A 21,706-nucleotide genomic window follows, 5' to 3' on the forward strand; every position below is an offset into this window, starting at 1 on the left:
TCAGCCCCGGAGCCGCTCGTACGCGGGCAGGGTGAGGAAGTCCGCGTAGTCCTCGTCGAGGGAGACCTCCAGCAGCAGGTCGTGGGCCTCCTGCCAGTGGCCGGCCGCGAACGCCTCCTCGCCGATCTCCGCGCGGATGTTCGCCAGTTCCTCGGCGGCGACCTTGCGGGCCAGCTCGGCGGTGACCTGCTCGCCGTTGTCGAGGACGACCCCGGCGTTGATCCACTGCCAGATCTGCGAGCGGGAGATCTCGGCGGTGGCCGCGTCCTCCATCAGGTTGAAGATGGCCACCGCGCCGAGCCCGCGCAGCCACGCCTCGATGTAGCGGATGCCGACCTGGACGGCGTTGACCAGGCCGTTGTAGGTGGGCTTGGCGTCGAGGGAGTCGATCGCGATGAGGTCCTCGGCCTTGACGTGGACGTCCTCGCGCAGGCGGTCCTTCTGGTTCGGCTTGTCGCCGAGAACCTTGTCGAAGGACTCCATGGCGATCGGCACCAGGTCGGGGTGGGCGACCCAGGAGCCGTCGAAGCCGTCGTTCGCCTCGCGGTCCTTGTCGGCGCGCACCTTCTCGAAGGCGACCTTGTTGACCTCCGGGTCCTTGCGGGAGGGGATGAAGGCCGCCATGCCGCCGATCGCGTGCGCGCCGCGCTTGTGGCAGGTGCGGACGAGCAGTTCGGTGTACGCCCGCATGAACGGGGCGGTCATCGTCACCGCGTTGCGGTCCGGCAGGACGAACTTCTCGCCGCCGTCACGGAAGTTCTTCACGATGGAGAACAGGTAGTCCCAGCGGCCCGCGTTCAGCCCGGAGGCGTGGTCGCGCAGCTCGTAGAGGATCTCCTCCATCTCGTACGCCGCCGTGATCGTCTCGATGAGGACGGTGGCGCGGATGGTGCCCTGCTCGATGCCGACGTAGTCCTGCGCGAAGACGAACACGTCGTTCCAGAGGCGGGCCTCCAGGTGCGACTCGGTCTTCGGCAGGTAGAAGTACGGGCCCTTGCCGAGGTCGAGCAGGCGCCGGGCGTTGTGGAAGAAGTACAGGCCGAAGTCGACGAAGGCGCCCGGCACCGGGGTACCGTCGGCGTCGACGAGGTGACGCTCGTTCAGGTGCCAGCCGCGCGGGCGCATGACGACGGTCGCGAGTTCGTCGTTCGGGCGCAGGGCGTACGACTTGCCGGACCTCGGGTCGGTGAAGTCGATGCTGCGGGTGTAGGCGTCGATCAGGTTGAGCTGGCCGAGGACGACGTTCTCCCAGGTGGGCGCGGAGGCGTCCTCGAAGTCCGCGAGCCAGACCCTCGCGCCCGAGTTGAGGGCGTTGATGGTCATCTTGCGGTCGGTGGGGCCGGTGATCTCGACACGGCGGTCGTTCAGCGCGGCCGGAGCGGGGGCCACCTTCCAGGAGTCGTCCGCGCGGATCGCGGCGGTCTCCGGCAGGAAGTCGAGCGTGGCGGTGCGGGCGATCTCGGCGCGGCGCTCGGCCCGGCGAGCGAGGAGTTCGTCACGGCGCGGCGTGAACCGCCGGTGCAGCTCGGCCACGAAGGCGAGCGCCGCTTCCGTGAGGACCTCTTCCTGCCGGGGCAGGGGCTCGGCGTCGACGATGGCCAGCGGGGACGGCGCTGGTGTGGACATGAGCTGTCACTTCCTTCAGCGGTGGCACCGGGTGCCAAGCGGCACGTAGGGGGAAATATCGCACCCGCTGTGCGGTCGAGTGCTTCTGGTCAGTGGATATTAGTTTTCTCATCGTGGAACTTCAATGGTTTGTTGATGTCGAGATTCTCTGAGTCGAGGCAAGGTGGCGCTCGGTGCCACCCCGTTCACTCAAGGTGGACCAGGTCGGCCTCATTGTCGATGTCGTAGGGCCGTGCGATGTCGCCGCACTCCACCGGACGGATTCCGGGCCGCCGTCGCCAGGGAGGGTCTCGCCCGTGTATCTGGTCGGCACACGCGGGCCACCGCCTCCGGCCGCGAGGAGCGGACCCCGCCACCGGGGGGCGCGCACGCGTCGTGCGCCGCCGCGTCCTGTGCGGGGCTCGTGGCTCCTGCATACCGGACACGAGGTCGAGCGGCCGTCCCGGCGGGCTGAATTTGTCTCCGCGTGCTGGCGCAGTCGCACTCTGTGGCGTTTACTTTCCCGCACATCCCCGGCGCTCGGCTCGTGGTGGGGGCGCACAGGGGGAGTGAACGGGAACCGGGCACAAGGGAGTGCCAGGGGGGAGAGCTGTGTTGCGGAGCTTGGGGCAGAGGCCGGTGACCGGCAGCGGGGAGGACCCGAGGGCGGTGGAACTGCGCACCGCCGTGTCCCGGTTACGTCGTCAACTCGCCGCGCACCCGGCGGAGTTCCCCGACCGGACGGTCGCCGAGGAGGAACTCGCCGCGCTCGCCGCGATGGCCGTCGGCGGCACCCCGGAGATCCCGCGGCTGCGCCGCTCGCTGCTGCTGATCGCGGGCGCGATCGGCTCGGTGAGCGCGCTCGCGCGGGGGCTGGCCGACGTACGGCAGGCGGTGGAGCTGTTCGGGCCGCCGCCGAGGGACGGCCGGGCGGGGGACGGCCGGGCGGGGGACGGCTGAGCGCTGGTGGCTGGCTGGGCGCTGCTGATCAGCTGAGCGATGCTGGCCGGCTGGGATTGCCGGTCGGCTGAGAGGCCGGCGAGCTGTGGCGCCGGACCGCGAGCCGCTGCTCGGCTGGAACGTGGGACAACCGGGAGGACGACAGGACAGCCCCCGGCCGCCAAGGCCGGGGGCTGTCTCGTTCGGTTGGGCTGGGCGGGGTGGCCGGTGCGCCGGAGGTCAGCCGCCGTTGGCCACGGACGTGGCCAGCGCCGCGGACAGCTCGCGCGCGACCTGCTGGAGCGCGGGCACGATCCGTTCGGTCGCCGCCTCGGTGACCCGGCCCGCCGGGCCCGAAATGGAGATCGCGGCGGTGGTGGGGGAGTCGGGCACCGGCACCGCGAGGCAGCGGACCCCGATCTCCTGCTCGTTGTCGTCCACCGCGTAGCCGAGCCGGCGGACGTCCTCCAGGGCCGCGAGGAAGCCCTCGGGCGTGGTGATGGTCTTGTCGGTGGCCGCCGGCATCCCGGTGCGGGCGAGCAGGGCGCGCACCTCGTCGTCCGGGAAGCCCGCGAGCAGCGCCTTGCCGACGCCGGTCGAGTGCGGCAGGACGCGCCGGCCGACCTCGGTGAACATGCGCATGGAGTGCTTGGAGGGCACCTGGGCGACGTAGACGATCTCGTCGCCGTCGAGCAGTGCCATGTTGGCCGTCTCGCCGGTCTCCTCGACCAGGCGGGCCAGGTAGGGGCGCGCCCAGGTGCCGAGCAGGCGGGCGGCGGACTCGCCGAGGCGGATCAGCCGGGGGCCGAGGGCATACCGGCGGTTGGGCTGCTGGCGGACGTAACCGCAGGCCACGAGCGTGCGCATCAGGCGGTGGATGGTGGGTAGCGGCAGTCCGCTGCTCGCCGAGAGCTCGCTGAGCCCGACCTCGCCGCCCGCGTCCGCCATCCGCTCCAGGAGGTCGAAGGCGCGCTCGAGGGACTGGACGCCACCGCCGCCGTTGGCGGTCTTGGCGGAGTCGTTGGTGCTGGCGCTGGACGTCGGCACGGCGCGTTCCTTTCGGGACTGGCAGGAAGGTCAGAAGCCTACCCGGCGGCCGGTTGACTGCCCGCTTGTGCGTAGCTACGTTCTGCCTGCCGGAATCCTAATTCCGCTTTGTGGAAATCTCCAGAGCGGGGCGATGTGGGTGCACGGTGGAAGTGTGCCTCTTGACGGCGCGGGAGCGGGAGTGAAGACTCCAGGGGGATTCAACAGAGTGTTGAATTCCGTAACGCGGAAGTGAACCCCCGTTTCCCGGGAGTACCACGCGGCAGAGAGGGGTCCGGGTGTCCGACGCTGAACTGGTGCTGCGCTCGACGCGCGTCATCACGCCCGAGGGAACGCGCGCCGCGACGGTCGCGGTCGCGCGGGGCACGATCACGGCCGTACTGCCGTACGACGCCCCCGTCCCCGAGGGCGCCCGCCTGGAGGACGTCGGCGACCACGTGCTGCTCCCCGGCCTGGTCGACACCCACGTCCACGTCAACGACCCCGGCCGCACCGAGTGGGAGGGCTTCTGGACCGCCACCCGCGCGGCCGCCGCCGGCGGCATCACCACCCTCGTCGACATGCCGCTCAACTCGCTCCCGCCGACCACCACCGTCGACCACCTGCGCGTCAAGCAGGACGTCGCCCGGTCCAAGGCGCACATCGACGTCGGCTTCTGGGGCGGCGCCCTGCCCGGCAACGTCAAGGACCTGCGCCCGCTGCACGAGGCCGGCGTGTTCGGCTTCAAGGCGTTCCTGTCACCGTCCGGCGTCGACGAGTTCCCGCACCTCGACCAGGAGCAGCTGGCCCGCTCCCTCGCGGAGATCGCCGGCTTCGGCGGCCTGCTGATCGTGCACGCCGAGGACCCGCACCACCTCGCCGCCGCCCCGCAGCACGGCGGCCCCAAGTACGCCGACTTCCTCGCCAGCCGCCCGCGCGACGCCGAGGACACCGCCATCGCCGCACTCATCGCCCAGGCCAGGCGGCTCGACGCGCGCGTGCACATCCTGCACCTGTCCTCCAGCGACGCGCTGCCGCTGATCCGCGCCGCCCGCGCGGAGGGCGTCCGCGTCACCGTCGAGACCTGCCCGCACTACCTCACCCTCACCGCCGAGGAAGTCCCCGACGGCGCCAGCGAGTTCAAGTGCTGCCCGCCCATCCGCGAGGCCGCCAACCAGGACCTGCTGTGGGAGGCGCTGGCCGACGGCACCATCGACTGCGTCGTCACCGACCACTCCCCGTCCACCGCCGACCTGAAGACCGACGACTTCGCCACCGCGTGGGGCGGCATCTCCGGCCTCCAGCTCAGCCTCTCCGCCGTCTGGACCGCGGCCCGCGAGCGCGGGTACGGCCTGGAGGACGTCGTCCGCTGGATGTCCGCGCGGACCTCCGAACTGGTCGGCCTGGACGACCGCAAGGGCGCCATCGCGCCCGGCCGCGACGCCGACATCGTGGTCCTCGCCCCCGACGAGACCTTCACCGTCGACCCGGCGGAGCTCCAGCACCGCAACCGCGTCACGGCCTACGCCGGCCGCACCCTCGGCGGTGTCGTCAAGTCGACCTGGCTGCGCGGCGAGCGGATCTACGCCGACGGCGAGTTCACCGACCCCCAGGGGCGCCTGCTGACCCGCACCCCCTGACCGCCCCGCCCGCACCCACAGCGGCGACTCCCGAAAGGAAGAACTGATCACCGTGACGGCGATACCCAGCTTCACCGGCGACGCGAACCCCTACGGAGGCGGTGACCCGTACGCGGACTACCGCACCACCGACTTCCCCTTCACCCAGTACGCCAACCTCGCCGACCGGCAGCTCGGCGCTGGTGTCATCGCCGCCAACGACGAGTTCTTCGCCCAGCGGGAGAACCTGCTGGTGCCCGAGCGGGCCGAGTTCGACCCCGAGCACTTCGGCCACAAGGGCAAGGTCATGGACGGCTGGGAGACCCGGCGGCGCCGCGGCGTCTCCGCCGACCACCCCTGGCCCGCCGCCGAGGACCACGACTGGGCGCTGATCCGGCTCGGCGCCCCCGGCGTGATCCGCGGCATCGTCGTCGACACCGCCCACTTCCGCGGCAACTACCCGCAGTCGGTCTCCGTCGAGGCCACCGCGATGGCGGGCTCGCCCTCCCCCGAGGAACTGCTCGCCGACGACGTCAAGTGGACCACCCTGGTACCGCGCACCGCGGTCGGCGGCCACGCGGCCAACGGCTTCGCCGTCTCCGCGGAGCAGCGCTTCACCCACCTGCGGGTCAACCAGCACCCCGACGGCGGCATCGCCCGCCTGCGCGTGTACGGCGAGGTCGTCCCCGACCCCGCGTGGCTGTCGGTGCTGGGCACCTTCGACGTCGTCGCCCTGGAGAACGGCGGCCGCGTCGAGGACGCCTCCGACCTCTTCTACTCGCCCGCCACCCACACCATCCAGCCGGGCCGCTCCCGCAAGATGGACGACGGCTGGGAGACCCGCCGCCGCCGCGACCTGGGCAACGACTGGATCCGCTACCGGCTGGTGGCCCGGTCCCAGATCCGCGCGATCGAGATCGACACGGCCTACCTGAAGGGCAACAGCGCCGGCTGGGCCTCGGTGTCCGTGCGGGACGGCGAGGACGGCGAGTGGACCGAGATCCTTCCGCGCACCCGCCTCCAGCCCGACACCAACCACCGGTTCGTCCTCGACCAGCCGGCCGTCGGCACCCACGCCCGCGTCGACATCTACCCGGACGGCGGCTTCTCCCGCCTGCGCCTCTTCGGCTCCCTCACGGAGGAGGGCGCGCAGGGCCTGGCCGCTCGCCACCAGGAGCTGGGTGGGTGACGGGCGAGGGGCACGCCCCGGGTTCCCCCGCGGCTGCCCCGTCGCCGCAGCAGACGCGCGGGGCGCACCGGCCGGACAGCACCGGTGCGCCCCGCGTTCCAGCCGGGCCTGACGTGCGCGGCCGGGGAGGGCACGGCCCCTCCAGGCCGTGTACTGGACGGACAGGCCCTGCGCGGGGCGCCGTGGTCGGGACAGACCGGGGCGCCTCGCGTGCTCCCGGGTGACCGCGCGCTCTCGGGCGCCTCGCGTGCTCTCGGGTGACCGTGTGCTCCCGGATGGACCGTGCGCTCCCGGGCGGACCGCCGTCCTCTCAGTCCCGTCCTCAGCCGTCCGGCCGACCGCCTGCCGCCTGCCGGCGGCCCGCGCCTACGCCGCGTGGCCGCCGTCCACCGAGAACTCCGCGCCGGTGACGTACGCCGCGCCCGCCAGGTGGGCGACCGTGGAGGCCACCTCCTCGGCGGTGCCGAAACGGCCCAGGGCGGTCAGGGCGGCCTGGCCGGCCGCGTAGGGACCGTCCGCCGGGTTCATGTCGGTGTCGATCGGGCCGGGGTGGACGATGTTCGCGGTGATGCCGCGCGGGCCCAGCTCACGGGCCAGGGCCTTGGTCAGACCGGTGAGCGCGGCCTTGCTCATCGCGTAGAGCGTGCCGCCGGGGCCCGGCACCCGCTGGGTCATGCAGGTGCCGATGGTGATGATCCGGCCGCCGTCGGCCATGCGCGCGGCGGCCGCCTGGGAGGCCAGGAACACCCCGCGCACGTTGACCGACAGCACCCGGTCGACATCGGCGAGCGCGATGCCGTCCAGCGGTCCGAGCAGACCGACGCCCACGTTGTTCACCAGCACGTCGAGGCGCCCGAGCGCCTCGGCCGCGCGATCGACTGCCCCGGCCGCCTCCCGCGGGTCCGCGGAGTCCGCCCGCAGCGCCACCGCGCGGCGCCCCAGCGCCTCCACACCCCGGACGACCTCCTCGGCCGCCTCCTTGCCCTGTACGTACGTCACCGCCACGTCCGCACCCTCCCGGGCGAGCCGCAGCGCGGTCGCCGCGCCGATGCCACGGCTGCCGCCCGTCACGAGCGCGACCTTGCCGGCGAGGCTTGCTTCGAGCTTCATCGAGTTCATGCGTCCATTGCAGCCGCCGGCGGCCCCCGGGACCGGCGGTGAACGGACGTCGACCCCGCCCCGTCAGGAACTCGGCGGCACCCCTCTCACGTTCACCCCGTGTGACTCTTCGGCAAGAGATCGTCGGCAACGCCATGCAGATGGCGGTCGTGAGCCTGCAGCCCGGCCAGACGGTGTACTGCGAGGCGGGAAAGTTCCTGTTCAAGACGGCGAACGTGACCATGGAGACCCGGCTGACCGGTCCCTCCGACAGCGGCGGCGGCCAGCAGGCGCAGGGCGGCGGCGCGGGCGGCGCGGGCGGCATGGGCGGTCTGCTGAGGCAGGCGATGGGCACCGCCATGCAGGTCGGCCAGCGCGTGCTGGCGGGCGAGTCGATCGCGTTCCAGTACTTCACCGCGCAGGGCGGCGAGGGCACCGTCGGCTTCGCGGGCGTCCTCCCGGGCGAGATGCGTGCCCTGGAGCTGGACGGCACGCGCGCGTGGTTCGCCGAGAAGGACGCCTTCGTGGCCGCCGAGTCCACCGTCGACTTCGGCATCGCCTTCCAGGGCGGACGCACCGGCATGAAGGGCGGCGAGGGCTTCATCCTGGAGAAGTTCACCGGCCGCGGCACGGTGATCATCGCGGGCGCGGGCAACTTCATCGACCTCGACCCGGCCGACTTCGGCGGGCGCATCGAGGTCGACACCGGCTGTGTGGTCGCCTTCGAGGAGGGCATCCAGTACGGCGTCCAGCGCGTCGGCGGCCTCAACCGCCAAGGCCTGATGAACGCCGTGTTCGGCGGCGAGGGGCTGTCCCTGGCCACCCTGGAGGGCCACGGCCGGGTGATCCTCCAGTCCCTGACCATCGAGAGCCTGGCCAACGCCCTGAAGAAGGCCCAGGGCGGCGACAAGCAGGGCCCGACCGGCGGCCTGTTCTCCACGCACTCGGGGTGAGGCCGGGACACGGGCGGGTGAACCGGGGAGCACGGGCGGAACCGATGACCACCGGTCGGACCGATGAGTTGCGGGGCCCCGCGGGGTCTGCCCTGATGACAGCAGACCCCGCGCTCCACGAAAGGCACCCGCCATGGGCAAGCTCGTCTCCACCATCTTCGTCACCCTCGACGGCGTCTACCAGGCACCGGGCGGCCCCCAGGAGGACACCCGCGACGGCTTCCCCCACGGCGGCTGGGTCTTCCCGTACGCCGACGAGGACTTCGGCCGGTTCATCGACGACGTCTTCGGGCGCGTCGGCGCCTTCCTGCTCGGCCGCCGCACCTACGACATCTTCGCCTCGTACTGGCCGAAGGTCACCGACCCGGACGACCCGGTCGCCGGCCCCCTGAACCGGCTGCCGAAGTACGTCCCCTCCAGCACCCTCGCCGAGCCCGGCTGGTCCGGCACCACCGTGCTCCGCGGCGACCTCGCCAAGGAGGTCACGGCCCTCAAGGAGCACACGGACGGCGAAGTCCAGACGCACGGCAGCGGCGCGCTGGTCCAGTCCCTGCTCGACCTGGGCCTCGTCGACACCGTCCACCTGCTCACCTTCCCGGTCGTCCTCGGCACCGGCCGCCGCTTCTTCGCCGACGGCGCCGCCCCGGCCGCCTTCCGCCACACCGGCGGCCGCGTCACCGCCCGCGGTGTCTCCATCCAGTCGTACGACGTGGCGGGGCGGCCGGAATACGGGTCGTTCGATCTGCCCGAGGAGGCCTGAGCGGGCGGCCAGGACCGACCGGACCGGCCGGTCCGTCGCTGCGCCGCTTCGTGGCGACGGCGAGTCCGTCACGGGCGCCGTCCGTCAGCTGCTGTCCGTCGACGCGGGGCCGGCGGCTCGCTGGAGGCGGAGCTGGCCGATCTCCGCAGCGTTCTTCATCAGCTCGGCGTTCACCCAGGCGACCATGTGCGCGACGGTGTGCCGGGGATCGTCCCGCCACGGGAACCGGGCGACCGAGTCCAGGTCGTCACCGGTGAGCCTGTCCAGTACCTCCAGCCAGTCCGCACGCAGACCGCGCAGCCACTCGACGGTCGGCCCGCCCGCACCCGGCCAGGTGATGTCGCCGCGCTCCCGAGGCGTTTCCTGCCGAGCGTGGTCGATGGCCACGCTCCACCACCAGCCGATGTGCCAGCTCAGCCAGCCGATGGTCGGTACGGGCACGATGCCGGGCTCGCTCTCCGCCCAGTCCGGCACCCACGTCCCCTCGTCCCCCCGGCGTACCGTCCAGCAGGTGACCGCGGGCTCCCACAGGAAGTCGTCCGGTTCCAGCCTCTCCAGGTGGTACTCGAACAGCGACCACGTCAGGTCGAACTGCCAGCGCAGCAGGCCGAGGGTGTTCCGCGGGGCGGGTTCGTTCTCTCCGGAGACAGACACCGGCCGAGCCTCGCACAACGTCGGCGCCGTGGGAACCGAGTTTCCGTGGCGTGCTCGCAGCGGGGTACGTCTGGCCGTACGCCGGCCGCCCCGGTACCGTGATCACCCCGTGCGAGCCACCGCCGTCTTTGCACCCCGATGCCGGAGACGAAGGTCAGGCCGCATGTCCTCCTCGATCGCCGTACCGGGCGCGTTCGCGCCCCGCCGTGCCTGGCTCACCGACCTGCCCGTGCTGCTGGTGGCGGTGGTCTGGGGCGGCAGTTATCTCGCCGCCAAGGACATCACCACCGCCCGGACCGTCCTGGCCGTGCTCGTGCTGCGGTTCGCGCTGGTGCTGCCCGTGCTGGTGGTCGCCGGCCGGCGGGCGCTGCGCGACCTCACCCCGGCCCAGTGGCGCGGGGCCGCGCTGCTCGGGCTGATCCTCGGCGGGATCTTCCTGCTGGAGACGTACGGCGTCGTGCACACCTCGGCGACCAACGCGGGCCTCATCATCAGCCTCACCATGATCTTCACCCCGCTCGCGGAGTCCGCCGTGACCCGCACCCGGCCCTCGCGCGGCTTCCTCGCCGCCGCCGCGGTCTCCGTGCTCGGGGTCGTCCTGCTCACCCAGGGCGGCGGCTTCACCCGGCCCTCCCTCGGCGACCTGCTCATGCTGCTCGCCGCGCTCGCCCGTACCGTGCACGTCCTCGCCATGTCCCGCGTGAAGGCGGTCCAGGGCGCACCCGCGCTGCCGCTGACCACCGTCCAACTGGGCACTTCCGTCGCGGTGTTCGCGCTGCTGTCGACCGGTGCCGACACCACGCCCTGGGAGACCGCCGCCGCGTTCGGCGCGCGCGAGTGGGCGGGGCTGGTGTTCCTGTCCGTGTGCTGCACGCTGTTCGCCTTCTTCGTGCAGATGTGGGCCGTGCGCCGTACTTCCCCGTCCCGGGTCAGCCTGCTGCTGGGCACCGAACCGCTGCGGGCCGCCGCGGCCGGAATCGCGCTCGGCGGGGAGCGGCTGGGCGCGGTCGGACTCGCGGGCGGCGCGCTGGTCCTGGCGGGGACGGCGTGGGGGCGCCGGGCGGCGAGTTGACGTCCCGCAACGAACGGGACTCGAAACGCCCTCATCGTCGACGGCACGGTCACCGCCGCCCAGTCGGCCGACAGCACCCAGGCGGTCGCCGGCATCCAAGTCGTCGGCACCATCTGCCACGGGACTTGCCTTCGCCGGACGACCCCCGGTGGGGGAGTGACGCGGCGGCCTGCTGACGAGCACACGCCGCCTGAGGTCCGGGTGCGGCACCACGCACTGCGGGCGCGTCGAGCAGGACTTGCCTGCCGTCCCCGGCTCGGCCGGTAACCGGACGGACCTCTTCACAGGAGACCGCCCAGTGCCGGCACCCCCGCCCGGCATACCCTGCTCCGGTGGACGGCACAGGGTTTCCCCTAGCCGGTCACCGCCCCGACCCTGTCCCTCGTCCACCCGGGAATCCGCGTGCGTCGCACCGCCCTTGCCGCCCTCGGTCTCACCGCCGTGGCCGCCGGTCTCACCGGCTGCCTGCCAGGCGGAAACAAGCCAGACGCCACGGGCCACGTCCTGGATCATTACCGGCGGTCCGGCGAGGACGGCGATCTCCTGGTGTGGGACGTTGTGCTGGACACTCCCGACGCATGAAGGGCATCTGCTGGCCCTGGGGCCTGTGCCGTCCGGTCGGGCAGACCTCGTCGACTGCGACCGCTGAGCCGAAGGCCGGTCGGATCAACGGGACTTGCGGCTCTCCGCCGCGGCGAACAGCGCGCACGCCAGCACCAGCAGCGTCACGCTCACGAAGATCCCGTAGTCGTCCAGGAAGGCAATGCGCGACACGAGCCCGCCCTCCCAGTCGGTGAACTCCTGCAGCAGACCCATCACGCCCTGCACCAGGGCGACGAACCCGAGAAACTCCAGCAAGGTCTTCATGGCCAGGACTCTCGCTCCGCGGACCCCCACACGTAGTCGGCCGCGGGGCGCGACCGACTCGACGGAAGTCGCCGCTCGCGGCGTCCCGCCCGACCCCATCGGCAGCGACCGGTACGACTTCCGTCGGAAACCGCGCGACTTACGTCGCCCGCCGCGCGAACCGGTCCCTCACCCCTGACGCGCCTGCGTACATTGGCCGACCGTGAAGGACGACAGCACGGCACCGCACGCGCCGGCGTTCACGGGACGCCGGTGGCTGTTCCCGTCCGCCGTGATCCACGAACTCGACGCCGACGGAACGACCCCCGGGCGGGCCGGCCGGCGGCCCCGCCGCACCGCGCGCGACTGGGTCGTCGACATCACCTGCTTCCTGATCTCCGCCCTCATCGGCCTCGCCAGTGCGGAGACCGTCTCTGGCGACCCCGGCGTCCCGCCCGGCCTCGCCGTCGCCGACCAGGTGCTCGGCGCCCTCGCCTGCGCCGCGGTCTGGCTGCGCCGCCGCCATCCGGTCGCGCTCGCCGCCACCCTGACCGCGCTCGGCCCGGTCTCCGTCACCGCCGGCGGAGCCGGTCTGGTCGCCCTGTTCACGCTCGCCGTGCACCGGCCCTTCCGGTACGTCGCCTGGATCGGCGGTGCCTCCCTCGCGCTGATCCCGTTCGTGCTGTGGCTGCGCCCGGAACCCGGCCTGCCGTACGCGGCGGCCGTCGTGCTCACCGCGCTGCTCACCCTGTCCGCCATCGGCTGGGGCATGTTCGTCCGGTCCAAGCGGCAGCTCATGCTGAGCCTGCGCGACCGCGCCCGGCGGGCCGAGACGGAGGCCCGGCTGCGCGCCGAACAGGCCCAGCGGCTGGCCCGCGAGGCCATCGCCCGCGAGATGCATGACGTCCTCGCCCACCGGCTGACCCTGCTGAGCGTGCACGCCGGCGCGCTGGAGTTCCGGCCCGACGCCTCCCGCGAGGAGATCGCCCGCGCGGCCGGCGTGATCCGGGAGAGCGCCCACGAAGCCCTCCAGGACCTGCGCGAGATCATCGGCGTGCTGCGGGCGGGCGAACCGGACGACGCGGGCCGCCCGCAGCCCACGCTCGGCGCCCTCGACACGCTGGTCGCCGAGTCCCGCCAGGCCGGCATGAAGGTCACCCTCGTCCACCAGGTCGCCGACCCGGCCGCCGTACCCGCTTCCGTCGGCCGTACCGCCTACCGCATCGTCCAGGAAGGCCTCACCAACGCCCGCAAGCACGCCCCCGGCGCCGAGGTCACCGTCCGCGTCCTCGGCGCCCGGGGCGACGGCCTCACCGTCCTCGTCGCCAACCCGGCCCCCGACGGCGACGTCCCGCCCGTCCCCGGCTCCGGACAGGGCCTGATCGGCCTCACCGAACGCGCCACGCTGGCCGGCGGACGCCTGGAGCACGGGCCGCGCGGCGACGGCGGGTTCGAGGTGCGGGCCTGGCTGCCCTGGGGCTGAGCCAACCGGCCGGCGTGTAGCCGGACTTCCCCGCCCGGACTTCGCCCGGACTTCGCCCGGGTGACGCCCGTCGAACAGCCCTCCTCGACCCCACCGCCGCCAGTAGCGTGGGCGGAGGCCGGACAGACGCCCCGCGCACGCGAACGACGGGACGACGCGACCACCTGGCCACCTGGCCACCTGATCACCTGACCACCCGAACCGGGCGACCAGGCGACGACCCGACCAGGCGACGACCCGACCACGCGACCACCTGATCACGCGACGACGAGAGAGGGCACAGCCTGCGGTGAACCCCTTCATGCTCCTCGGCGCCGTGGCGGCCGACTGGACCCGGCTGTCCCGCCTGCTCGACCCCGCCGCCCGGCGCGAACTGGGCGGCGCACTTGCCGAGTTACGCGCCGCGACCGCCGAGGGCGGAGCCGACGCCGGCCGGCGGTCGGCCGCCAACCGGGCGGCGCGGACCGTCCTGGACGGCCTCCCGCCCGAGGAGGCCGGCCGCCTCCGCCGGGACGGCGCGGCACAGCGGTTCACCGGACCGCCCGCGACGGCACTTCACCAGGGATACGGCGCCCTGGACCTGACCCTCCTCGTCCTCGACGGCAACCCGATGGTCGGCCCCCTCCTCGGCCCCGTCCGCCGGCGCCTGCTGGCGCAGCCGTCGCTGCCGTGGACGGATCGCGCCGACCCCCGCCTGATCGTCCTGACCGCCGACGACGGCGAACGACGACTGCCGCTCTTCCAGTTCGAGGCCGCCGACATGCCCTGGCGGATCGTCCTCGACGTCAACTCCCTGCTGCGCGCCGGCCCCGACCCCTGGGGCGTCGCCGACTGGTGGCTGTCGCCCACCACCTGGTGGGCCGGCACCCCGGCGGACCTGCTGGGCCGCGGCCGCGACGAGGAACTGCGCGGCGCGGCACGCGAACTGGCCGCGGTCGCGGGGGAGGGCTGAGCCGTGGGCAAGTACCCGCCGCCCGACACCCTGCCCGGCGAACCGTCCCGCGCGGTGCTGCGCGCCGGCACCCCCCTGTTCCGCGTCCACTCCACCCACCGGGACCCCACCGCGTACAACACCCGCCGGACCCACCCCTTCTACTACGGCGGCCGCTTCGACAGCACCCCCTTCGACCCGTACGGCTACCTGTACGTCGGCTTCGGTGTCGGCGCCGCCGTCAGCGAGGTGCTGCTGCGCTCCCTGCCCTTCGACGGCGGGCACGGCCCCCGGCTGCTGCCGCGCGTCGCCTTCGAACGGCGCAGCCTGTCCTTCTTGCGCCTCGCCGCCGACATCGAGGTCGTGTCCCTGATGGGCGGCGCCGACCTGGCCGCCGTGGCGCAGGACGCGTGGCTGGTGCACACCGAGGGCGCCGACTACCCGCAGACCCGCGACTGGGGCCACTGGATCCGCCGGCAGACCAAGTCCTGGGCCCAGGGCTTCGTCTGGCCGTCGAAACGCGAGCCCGCCGACCGGGTCGCCGTCCTCTTCGACGACCGGGGCGAGACCCCGCTGCTCGAACCCGCCGGCGCCGCCCCCGTCGACTTCGGCACCGAGGAGGGCGAACACTGGCTCAACGGCGTCCTGGCGCCGTACCGGACACAGACCGCGCCACGACCGCCACGGCGCAACGAGGAGTTCTGACAGTGCCGCGCACACCGTACGACCTGGACGCCCTGCAGCTCGAACTGCGCCAGAGCGGAGCACTGGAGATCGTCGACGCCGAGGACCTGGCGCGGCACGCCGCCCTGGTGCTGGAGCGGCTGGGATGCGCGACCGCGCGCGAGGCCTACGACATGCTGTACGAGGACTGGCGTGCCCTGCCGCGCGGCACCCCGGAGTCCGGGATGCGCGCGGGGCAGATCCTCGTCCTGCTGGCCACCCTGGTGCTGGACCAGCCGGTCGCCGACAGCCGCCGCGAGGAGGAACTCCTGCGCGAGGCCGAGCGGTACGGCCCCCAGGACGCACGCTGGCAGGCCGGCGTCCACCTCACGACCGGTGCGGCCACGGTCCAGCGGACCGGTGACCCGGCCGGGATGGAGGCGGCCCTCGCCCGGCTGGAGAAGGTGCGCGCCGCCTGGCCGCCCGGCAGCCGCGAGCGGGACGCGCTGGACGTGAGCCACGCCGGACTGCGCGTCCAGCTCGCCCAGCTCGCCGGGGGAGAGGAGGACTTCGACTCGGCCGTCGAGGACCTGGCCCGGCTGCGTGACTCGCCCGCGTTCGGCGAACAGGACCGGCTGGCCATGGACGCGCAACTGGCCGTCTTCCGCTCCCATCAGGCCGCCCGGCGGGAGGACGAGGACGCGCTCGCCGGTCACGTACGGGAACTGGAGACGGTTCTCGCGCGGTTGTCGCCCCGTCACATGGACCGGCCGAACCTGGAGGCCTATCTCGAATCGCTGCAGGGCCGGCTCGCCGAGCTCCGGGCCCGGCGTACGGGCGAGGCGTTCACCCTGCGGGACGTCACGCGCCCGGCGGCACTGGACGACGTACGCCGCCGGATCGCGGCGCTGCCCCGCAACCTGCGCGTCGACCGGCTCGGCGAGGTGGGCCTCGTCCGTGTCGTCCGCGCGATGACGGAGGGCGACCACCAGGGCGCCGTCGAGGCGTTCGGCCTCCTGGAAGAGGCCATGGACCTGCTGGAGCCCGACGACGAACGGTGGCTGCGCAACGCCGGAGTCCTCGGCCTCGGCCACTGCTCGCTCGGCTTCCTGTCCGTGACCCCCCGCGCGGACCGCACCGGCCACGTGGACCAGGGCATCGCCTGGCTGCGGCACGCGCACCGACTCGCCGGCGGACCGGAGCACCCGATGTACGGCAACCTCGGGATGGCCCTCGCCACCGCCTGCCGGTTCCGCGGCGACCTGCGGCACCCGCGGGACGCCCCGGCCAGGCGGCGCGACCACGAGGCGGCGAGAAGGATCGGCCGCGAGGCCCTGCGCGCCTCGGCGTGGCAGGTGATGCTCCAGTCCGGTACGGCGCACGCCGCCGAAACCGCCCGCTGGGCCGGCCGCAACGCGCTCGACGTGGCCCGCTGGTGCCTCGCCGACGGCGCCCACGCGGACGCCGTCCGGGCCCTGGACGCCGGACGCGGACTGGCGCTCCACACGGCGTCCGTGGCCTCCACCGTGCCCGACATGCTGACCGCGCTCGGGCAGCCGGAACTGGCGGACGAGTGGCGCGCCGCCGGCGGCATGACCATGGCCGGCCCGGGCGGGGACGCCCTGTTCACCGCCGGCGCCCCCGCCCCAGGCCCGTCCAGCCGGCTGCGCCGCCGGGTACTGCGGGCCCTGGCCGCGTCCCCGCTGCGGCACCGGCTGCTGGAGGCGCCCGCGCCGGAGGAGATCGGCGCGGCCCTGCGCACCATGGGCGCCTCCGCCCTGGTGTACCTGGTGCCCGGCAGCACGGACGAGCCCGGCGTGGCCGACCGGGTGCTCTTCGGCCGCCGCGCGGACCGGGGACAGGCGCTGATCGTCTCCGCCGACGGCACCACGCGCGCGCTGCCGTTGCCGCACCTCCTCGTCGAGGCTCCCGCCCTGGTGTCGTACCGGGCCACCGGAACCCCCGGCCGCGACGCCGGGGGACCACCCGTCGACCCCGGCCCCGAGCCACCACCCCGCCCCGACCACGCCCGCGCGGCGCTGGAACGGCTGTGCGAGTGGGCCGGTACGGCGGCGATGGGCCCGCTCCTGGACGCGCTGCCGCGCGGCTTCGGCCGCGTGCCGTCCCTCGCGCTCGTGCCCATGGCGGAACTCGGCGCCGTACCCTGGCACGCCGCCCGCCTCCCCGGACGGCGCCGCAGCACGCACGGCTACGCCTGCCAGGAGGCCGACATCTCCTACCTGCCGTCCGCGCGGCTGCTGTGCGAGGTGGCCGCCCGCCCCGCCGGGAGGTCCCGGCAGGCCCTCGTCGTCGGCAACCCGACCCACGACCTGCACCACGCGGGCGAGGAGGCCGAGGCCATCCAGCGCGCCTTCCACCCGGACGGCGACCTCCTCGGCCCCGGCACCGCGACCCCCGCCGCCGTCACCGACTGGCTGCGCCGGCAGCGCGGCGGGCTGCTCCACCTCGCCTGCCACGGAGTGGTCCGCCAGGGCGAGCGGCACAGTGCCTATCTCGCCCTGTCGGGCGGGCGGCTGGCGGCCGAGGAACTCACCGAGGGCGCCGACCGCTACCGCCACCTCGACCTGGTGGTGCTCGCGGCCTGCCGCACGAACGTCTCCGGGCACGGCTACGACGAGGCGTACAGCCTGGCCACCGCGTTCCTCGTGGCCGGCGCCCGCTCCGTGATCGGCTCCCTGTGGCCCGTGCCCGACGAGGCGACCTCCCTGCTGATGTACATGACCCACCACTTCATGAGCCGCGACGGCCTGCCGCCCGGACCGGCGCTGCGCAGCGCCCAGTCCTGGATGCTCGACGACCGCCGGCAGCCGCCGCCCGGCATGCCGGACCGGCTGCGCGCCCGCGTCCCGTCCATCCGCGGCGACGACCTCACCGCGTGGGCGGGCTTCACCCACCTCGGCTGGTAGGCCCGTGTCAGGGGACCTGTGTACGCACGTCGACGTGGGCCGTGCCCCAGCGGCCCACCCCGGCCGCCGGGCCGCCCGCGTCCCGGCCCCCCGACGGCCCGGTCAGCCGCAGCGGCCCGTCCCCGGCGGCCGACCCGCCGCGGGAGGCCTGCGGGGCATCCGACGACCAGGCGTCCAGCCGGAACGGGGCGAGGTTCAGTTCGTTCTCCGCGGCGATCACCCTCAGCCGGTCCCGGGTGAACGCACCCGGCACCACGGCGCTGCCGCGCGGCAGGTACAGCCACACCGGCTGCCCCCGCATCGCCCGCCCGGCCCGGCCCGGCCCCACGAAGTCGCCCGGGTACAGCTGCGGTGAGCAGGCGTAGCTGTCGGTCAGGTCGAGCAGGACGCACCACAGCGGCACGCCGGAATCGTTGTGGACGCGCACCCCCACCTGGGGCGGCCGGTGATCGGGAGTGTACGAGCAGACGATCTCCCCGTCGGCCGTGCGCCGCAGCCGCCCCACCGGCGTCTCCTCGACCGTGACCCGGATCAGCGACGACAGCCACGGATCGGGGCTGACGAGGTCACGCAGGCGATGCCAGTGCGTGAGGTGGGTCAGACAGGCGGCGACGCGCTCCGCGTCGCCCGGCGACCGCAGCGGCAGCGCGGGCAGCGGGCGCCCGGCGGCCCCGGACACCCGGGCCAGGCCGTCCCGGACCGCCACCCGCAGCGGCAGCCCGTCCCCGCCGAGCGACAGGGCCGGTGCCGCTTCGACGGCCCGCGCCACCAGCCGTACGGCGGCGGGGTCCCCGGTGACCGTGACCGCCGCGGGCGGGAACGCCAGGGCCGAGGGCGTCACGCCGTACACCGACTCCCGGTCGCCGGGCGACGGCAACCAGCCGGCCGGCCTCACCAGCGCCGACTCCGGCCGCACTTCGCACGCCACCACCCGTCTCGGGGAGGGGCCGTCGCCGAGCAGCGTGAACTCCGCCCCCGCCGCGCGCAGTCCGTGCGCCTGACCGCAGTTAACCTCCCAGCCCGCCGCCGTGTACCGCAGGTGGAACGGCGCGGAGGGCAGCGTGTCGCCGTACAGGAAGCGCGCGTTCTCCAGGCCGCGCAGCTCCGGGTGCTGCCCCGGCACCAGATCGCGTACGCGCGCCTCCACGCGCGCGTGCAGCGTGCCGTACGTGGGGTCGGGGCCCAGCAGGGCGAGGGCGTCGAGCAGGGCGTGGCTGAAGTGGCCGCGGACCTCGTCGCCGAGCCGGTCCTCGTGGGCGCCCTCCTGCGGCCGGCAGGCCGCCAGCAGGATGTGTTCGCGCGGCTGCGGCCCCGGACCGCCGGCCCCGCGCGCTCCGCCCGGTTCCGCGGTACGCCACCACGGCCGCCAGGACACACTCCGCGCGGTGCGGCCGGGAACGCCGTCACGGGTGGCCCCGCCCGCGTGGCAGCAGTCGAGGACGGCGACCACATGGGTGCCCCGCGCGGCGATCCGGTCCAGCAGCACGCCCAGTTCGGCGTCCTGGAGCAGCGGCTGCCCGCCGGCGGCGAGGCTGTCGTGGCACACCAGGGCCTGCGCCCTGCCGGTCGCCTCCCGGGGATCGTCCGTGTCCCGCTCGCTGCCGTGGCCGCTGAACCACAGCAAGGCCGTGTCGTCCGGACCGCCGCGCCCGAGATGGTCCTCGATGCCCGCGAGCACCGCCGCGCGGGTGGCCTCCCCGTCGAGGAGCGTCCGGATCCCGCACGCGAGCCCGCTGCGCTCCCGCAACCATCTCTGCGCGGCCCGCACGTCGTTGACGCAGCCTCGCAGGCGCGCGCCGGGATAGTCGTCGATGCCCACCAGCAAGGCGTACACGGTCCGCATGCGGCGATCCTGCCAGGGCGCAGCGGGCCGGGTGGGGCGTTTGCGGGGCGAACGCCGGGCGCGTACCGGGCGAGTCCGGCCGCACCCATGTCCTCTTCGGCGCTCGCCAGTTGACTGTGGTGCAGCACGACACACGACAGCACGACACACGACAGCCGGACAGCCGGCCGGCCGGACACGACGACAGCAGGACGCGACGACAGCACGACGTGGGTCAGGGCGACAGCGCGGAGTGCGATACGCACAGCACGCGAGCACGCAGGCGCGCGAGCACGCGAGCACGACGGAGAGGACAGCAGGGTGAACTCGGGGGGACGCGATCCGTACCAGCCGTCATGGCCACCACCTCCGCGGCGCGGACCGCACGTGCCGCCGCAGCCCGGCCCCTACGGGCCGTACGGCCCGTATCCGCCCCATGGGCACGGCCCCTACCGGCCGCCTCAGCCGCACGCGCCGCTCCTGCGCCGGCTGAGCGCGGACGAGTGGCCGCCGCTGCGGGAGCTGCTGCGGGGGACGCGGGGGCAGGGGCGGGGCTGCTTGTGGATGCTCATGCTCTTCACGTGCGCCGGGGGAGTGATCCTGCCCCTGATGGCCGGATACCCCCTGCTGCGCTCGGGCCACAACAAGGCCCGGCGCGTCTTCCCGCGCGAGCACCACCGGATCGTCGAGCCCGACGTGATCCGGGCGCAGCAGGCGCGTGCCTGGACGGCAGCAGCCATGTCCTTCGTCATCCTGACGGTGTACGGCAGACCGGAGGACATCGAGCAGGCGCAGCAGCAGTACTTCCTGCGCCTCGCGATCGCCCCGTGGCTGCTCCTGCTCAGCGCGCCGGCCGTGGTGGCCCTGCTGATGCGCTGGGCCGCTCCGGAGGCCCGGCAGGCCATGCGGCGGAACCTGCGCGCCGCCGGCCGTTCGGCCCTGTGGTACTTCGGGACCGCGACGTGCGTGCCGCTGTTGCTCCTGCTGGGGTTCGGCGTGTCGCGCTTCGCGCAGGACGCCGGACCGACGGCGCGCTCTGTCGCCTTCGGCCTGATGTGCGCCGAACTGGCGGCCCTGGTGTGGGCGGGCGGTTTCCTGGTGTTCGCCACCGGGCCCGCCGTCCGGGGCGCCTTCAACACCGCGCAGGTGCACGCGGCGCTGCCTGCCCTGCTCACCGGCGTCATGGTGTGGGAGTTCACCGCGATCAGCGTCGTGATCGGCGGTCCGCCGCCCGGTCCGCCGCTGGTGCAGATCGCCGCCCTGATCGGCGGCCCCGCGTCGGTGACGGCCGTGGCCTGGTGGGAGATCCACCGGCTGCGCACCCGGCACGGGGTGGTGCTGCGCGGGGTGACGTGATCCCGCGCGGGGCGACGTGATCCCGCGCGGGGCGACGTGAATCCGCGCGGGGCGGGCGTGATTTCGTAAGCCCATGACTGCGATCCGAGTGCTCCTCGTCGACGACGACCCCCTGGTGCGGGCCGGCCTGTCCTTCATGCTGGGCGGGGCCGGCGACATCGAGATCGTCGGCGAGGCCGCCGACGGCGACGAGGCCGTGGCGCAGGTCGCGCGGACCCGCCCGGACGTGGTGCTCATGGACATCCGGATGCCGGCGGTGGACGGTCTCACCGCCACCGAACGGCTGCGCTCCCGCGCGGACGCCCCGCAGGTCGTGGTGCTCACCACGTTCCACGCCGACGACCAGGTGCTGCGCGCCCTGCGCGCGGGCGCCGCCGGATTCGTCCTCAAGGACACCCCGCCCGCCGAGATCCTCGACGCCGTACGCAAGGTCGCGGCGGGCGACCCCGTGCTCTCGCCCGCCGTCACCCGGCAGTTGATGGCCCACGCGGCGGGCACCGCCGACGTCCGGCGCACCCGCGCGCGGGAGCGCATCGCCGTCCTCGGCGAGCGGGAACGCGAGGTCGCCGTCGCGGTGGGCCACGGCCTGTCCAACGCCGAGATCGCCCAGCGGCTGTTCCTGAGCGTGCCCACCGTCAAGACCCACGTCTCCCGCATCCTCGCCAAGCTGGACCTCAACAACCGCGTCCAGATAGCCCTGCTGGCGTACGACGCGGGACTCCTGGACACGGACGACCCCGCCGGGCACTGATCGGGGCGCCCG

General features: G+C 73.9%; 18 protein-coding genes. 12 read left to right on the forward strand and 6 right to left on the reverse strand.

Translation table 11 applies throughout. The features are described 5' to 3' along the window. Complete coding sequence (aceB, locus tag G7Z13_RS28350) at positions 1 to 1,626, reverse strand: malate synthase A (RefSeq protein ID WP_166003055.1); 1,626 nt, start codon at positions 1,624 to 1,626, stop codon at positions 1 to 3. Between the two features lie 591 nt (positions 1,627 to 2,217). Between aceB and G7Z13_RS28360 the strand changes: the two genes are divergently transcribed. Continuing rightward, entirely contained in the window at positions 2,218 to 2,565 is a 348-nt protein-coding gene (locus tag G7Z13_RS28360) for a DUF5955 family protein (RefSeq protein ID WP_166003056.1), read from the forward strand. Positions 2,566 to 2,784: 219 nt separating this feature from the next. Here the strand turns inward: G7Z13_RS28360 and G7Z13_RS28365 are convergent, their stop codons facing one another. After that, on the reverse strand, positions 2,785 to 3,591 hold the full coding sequence (locus G7Z13_RS28365) for an IclR family transcriptional regulator (RefSeq protein ID WP_166003057.1): 807 nt from the start codon (positions 3,589 to 3,591) through the stop codon (positions 2,785 to 2,787). Between the two features lie 278 nt (positions 3,592 to 3,869). On the opposite strand from G7Z13_RS28365, the gene allB reads away from it, so the two are divergent. Further along, a complete protein-coding gene (gene allB / locus G7Z13_RS28370) occupies positions 3,870 to 5,210 on the forward strand; it encodes an allantoinase AllB (protein WP_166003058.1) in 1,341 nt (446 codons plus the stop codon). A 52-nt stretch (positions 5,211 to 5,262) separates the two neighbouring features. Further along, a complete protein-coding gene (gene alc / locus G7Z13_RS28375) occupies positions 5,263 to 6,378 on the forward strand; it encodes an allantoicase (protein ID WP_166003059.1) in 1,116 nt (371 codons plus the stop codon). A gap of 366 nt (positions 6,379 to 6,744) precedes the next feature. Here the strand turns inward: alc and G7Z13_RS28380 are convergent, their stop codons facing one another. Beyond that, positions 6,745 to 7,497 (reverse strand): SDR family oxidoreductase, encoded by a 753-nt coding sequence (locus G7Z13_RS28380; RefSeq protein ID WP_206313157.1) that lies wholly within the window; start codon positions 7,495 to 7,497, stop codon positions 6,745 to 6,747. A gap of 101 nt (positions 7,498 to 7,598) precedes the next feature. Here G7Z13_RS28380 and G7Z13_RS28385 point away from each other — a divergent pair, with 101 nt between their 5' ends. Continuing rightward, entirely contained in the window at positions 7,599 to 8,429 is an 831-nt protein-coding gene (locus G7Z13_RS28385) for an AIM24 family protein (protein ID WP_166003060.1), read from the forward strand. A gap of 133 nt (positions 8,430 to 8,562) precedes the next feature. Continuing rightward, positions 8,563 to 9,189, forward strand: a complete 627-nt coding sequence (locus G7Z13_RS28390) for a dihydrofolate reductase family protein (RefSeq protein ID WP_166003061.1) — start codon at positions 8,563 to 8,565, stop codon at positions 9,187 to 9,189. An 84-nt stretch (positions 9,190 to 9,273) separates the two neighbouring features. Here G7Z13_RS28390 and G7Z13_RS28395 read toward each other — a convergent pair whose 3' ends face one another. Continuing rightward, entirely contained in the window at positions 9,274 to 9,843 is a 570-nt protein-coding gene (locus G7Z13_RS28395) for a DinB family protein (RefSeq protein ID WP_166003062.1), read from the reverse strand. Positions 9,844 to 10,006: 163 nt separating this feature from the next. On the opposite strand from G7Z13_RS28395, the gene G7Z13_RS28400 reads away from it, so the two are divergent. Then, a complete protein-coding gene (locus tag G7Z13_RS28400; RefSeq protein ID WP_166003063.1) occupies positions 10,007 to 10,915 on the forward strand; it encodes a DMT family transporter in 909 nt (302 codons plus the stop codon). Between the two features lie 666 nt (positions 10,916 to 11,581). Here the strand turns inward: G7Z13_RS28400 and G7Z13_RS28405 are convergent. After that, on the reverse strand, positions 11,582 to 11,782 hold the full coding sequence (locus G7Z13_RS28405) for a hypothetical protein (RefSeq protein ID WP_166003064.1): 201 nt from the start codon (positions 11,780 to 11,782) through the stop codon (positions 11,582 to 11,584). A gap of 202 nt (positions 11,783 to 11,984) precedes the next feature. On the opposite strand from G7Z13_RS28405, the gene G7Z13_RS28410 reads away from it, so the two are divergent. The 4 genes from G7Z13_RS28410 to G7Z13_RS34160 all read left to right on the forward strand — a co-directional run bounded on the left by G7Z13_RS28410 (position 11,985) and on the right by G7Z13_RS34160 (position 17,765). Further along, positions 11,985 to 13,244 (forward strand): histidine kinase, encoded by a 1,260-nt coding sequence (locus G7Z13_RS28410; RefSeq protein ID WP_166003065.1) that lies wholly within the window; start codon positions 11,985 to 11,987, stop codon positions 13,242 to 13,244. Between the two features lie 289 nt (positions 13,245 to 13,533). Continuing rightward, positions 13,534 to 14,196 (forward strand): hypothetical protein, encoded by a 663-nt coding sequence (locus tag G7Z13_RS28415; protein ID WP_166003066.1) that lies wholly within the window; start codon positions 13,534 to 13,536, stop codon positions 14,194 to 14,196. A gap of 3 nt (positions 14,197 to 14,199) precedes the next feature. Then, positions 14,200 to 14,880 (forward strand): RES family NAD+ phosphorylase, encoded by a 681-nt coding sequence (locus G7Z13_RS28420; protein ID WP_166003067.1) that lies wholly within the window; start codon positions 14,200 to 14,202, stop codon positions 14,878 to 14,880. Between the two features lie 2 nt (positions 14,881 to 14,882). Beyond that, positions 14,883 to 17,765, forward strand: a complete 2,883-nt coding sequence (locus tag G7Z13_RS34160) for a CHAT domain-containing protein (protein WP_277347423.1) — start codon at positions 14,883 to 14,885, stop codon at positions 17,763 to 17,765. A gap of 7 nt (positions 17,766 to 17,772) precedes the next feature. On the opposite strand, the gene G7Z13_RS28430 is transcribed toward G7Z13_RS34160, so the two are convergent. Then, positions 17,773 to 19,608, reverse strand: coding sequence for a caspase family protein (locus tag G7Z13_RS28430; RefSeq protein ID WP_166003068.1), 1,836 nt, complete (start codon positions 19,606 to 19,608; stop codon positions 17,773 to 17,775). 366 nt (positions 19,609 to 19,974) lie between these two features. On the opposite strand from G7Z13_RS28430, the gene G7Z13_RS28435 reads away from it, so the two are divergent. Both G7Z13_RS28435 and G7Z13_RS28440 read left to right on the forward strand, forming a co-directional pair. Continuing rightward, positions 19,975 to 20,943: a hypothetical protein gene (locus tag G7Z13_RS28435; RefSeq protein WP_240926368.1), complete on the forward strand. Its 969-nt coding sequence runs from the start codon at positions 19,975 to 19,977 to the stop codon at positions 20,941 to 20,943. 73 nt (positions 20,944 to 21,016) lie between these two features. Continuing rightward, a complete protein-coding gene (locus tag G7Z13_RS28440) occupies positions 21,017 to 21,694 on the forward strand; it encodes a response regulator transcription factor (RefSeq protein WP_166003069.1) in 678 nt (225 codons plus the stop codon). Positions 21,695 to 21,706: the final 12 nt, after the last annotated feature.

The organism is Streptomyces sp. JB150 (assembly GCF_011193355.1).
Taxonomy (GTDB): Bacteria; Actinomycetota; Actinomycetes; order Streptomycetales; family Streptomycetaceae; genus Streptomyces.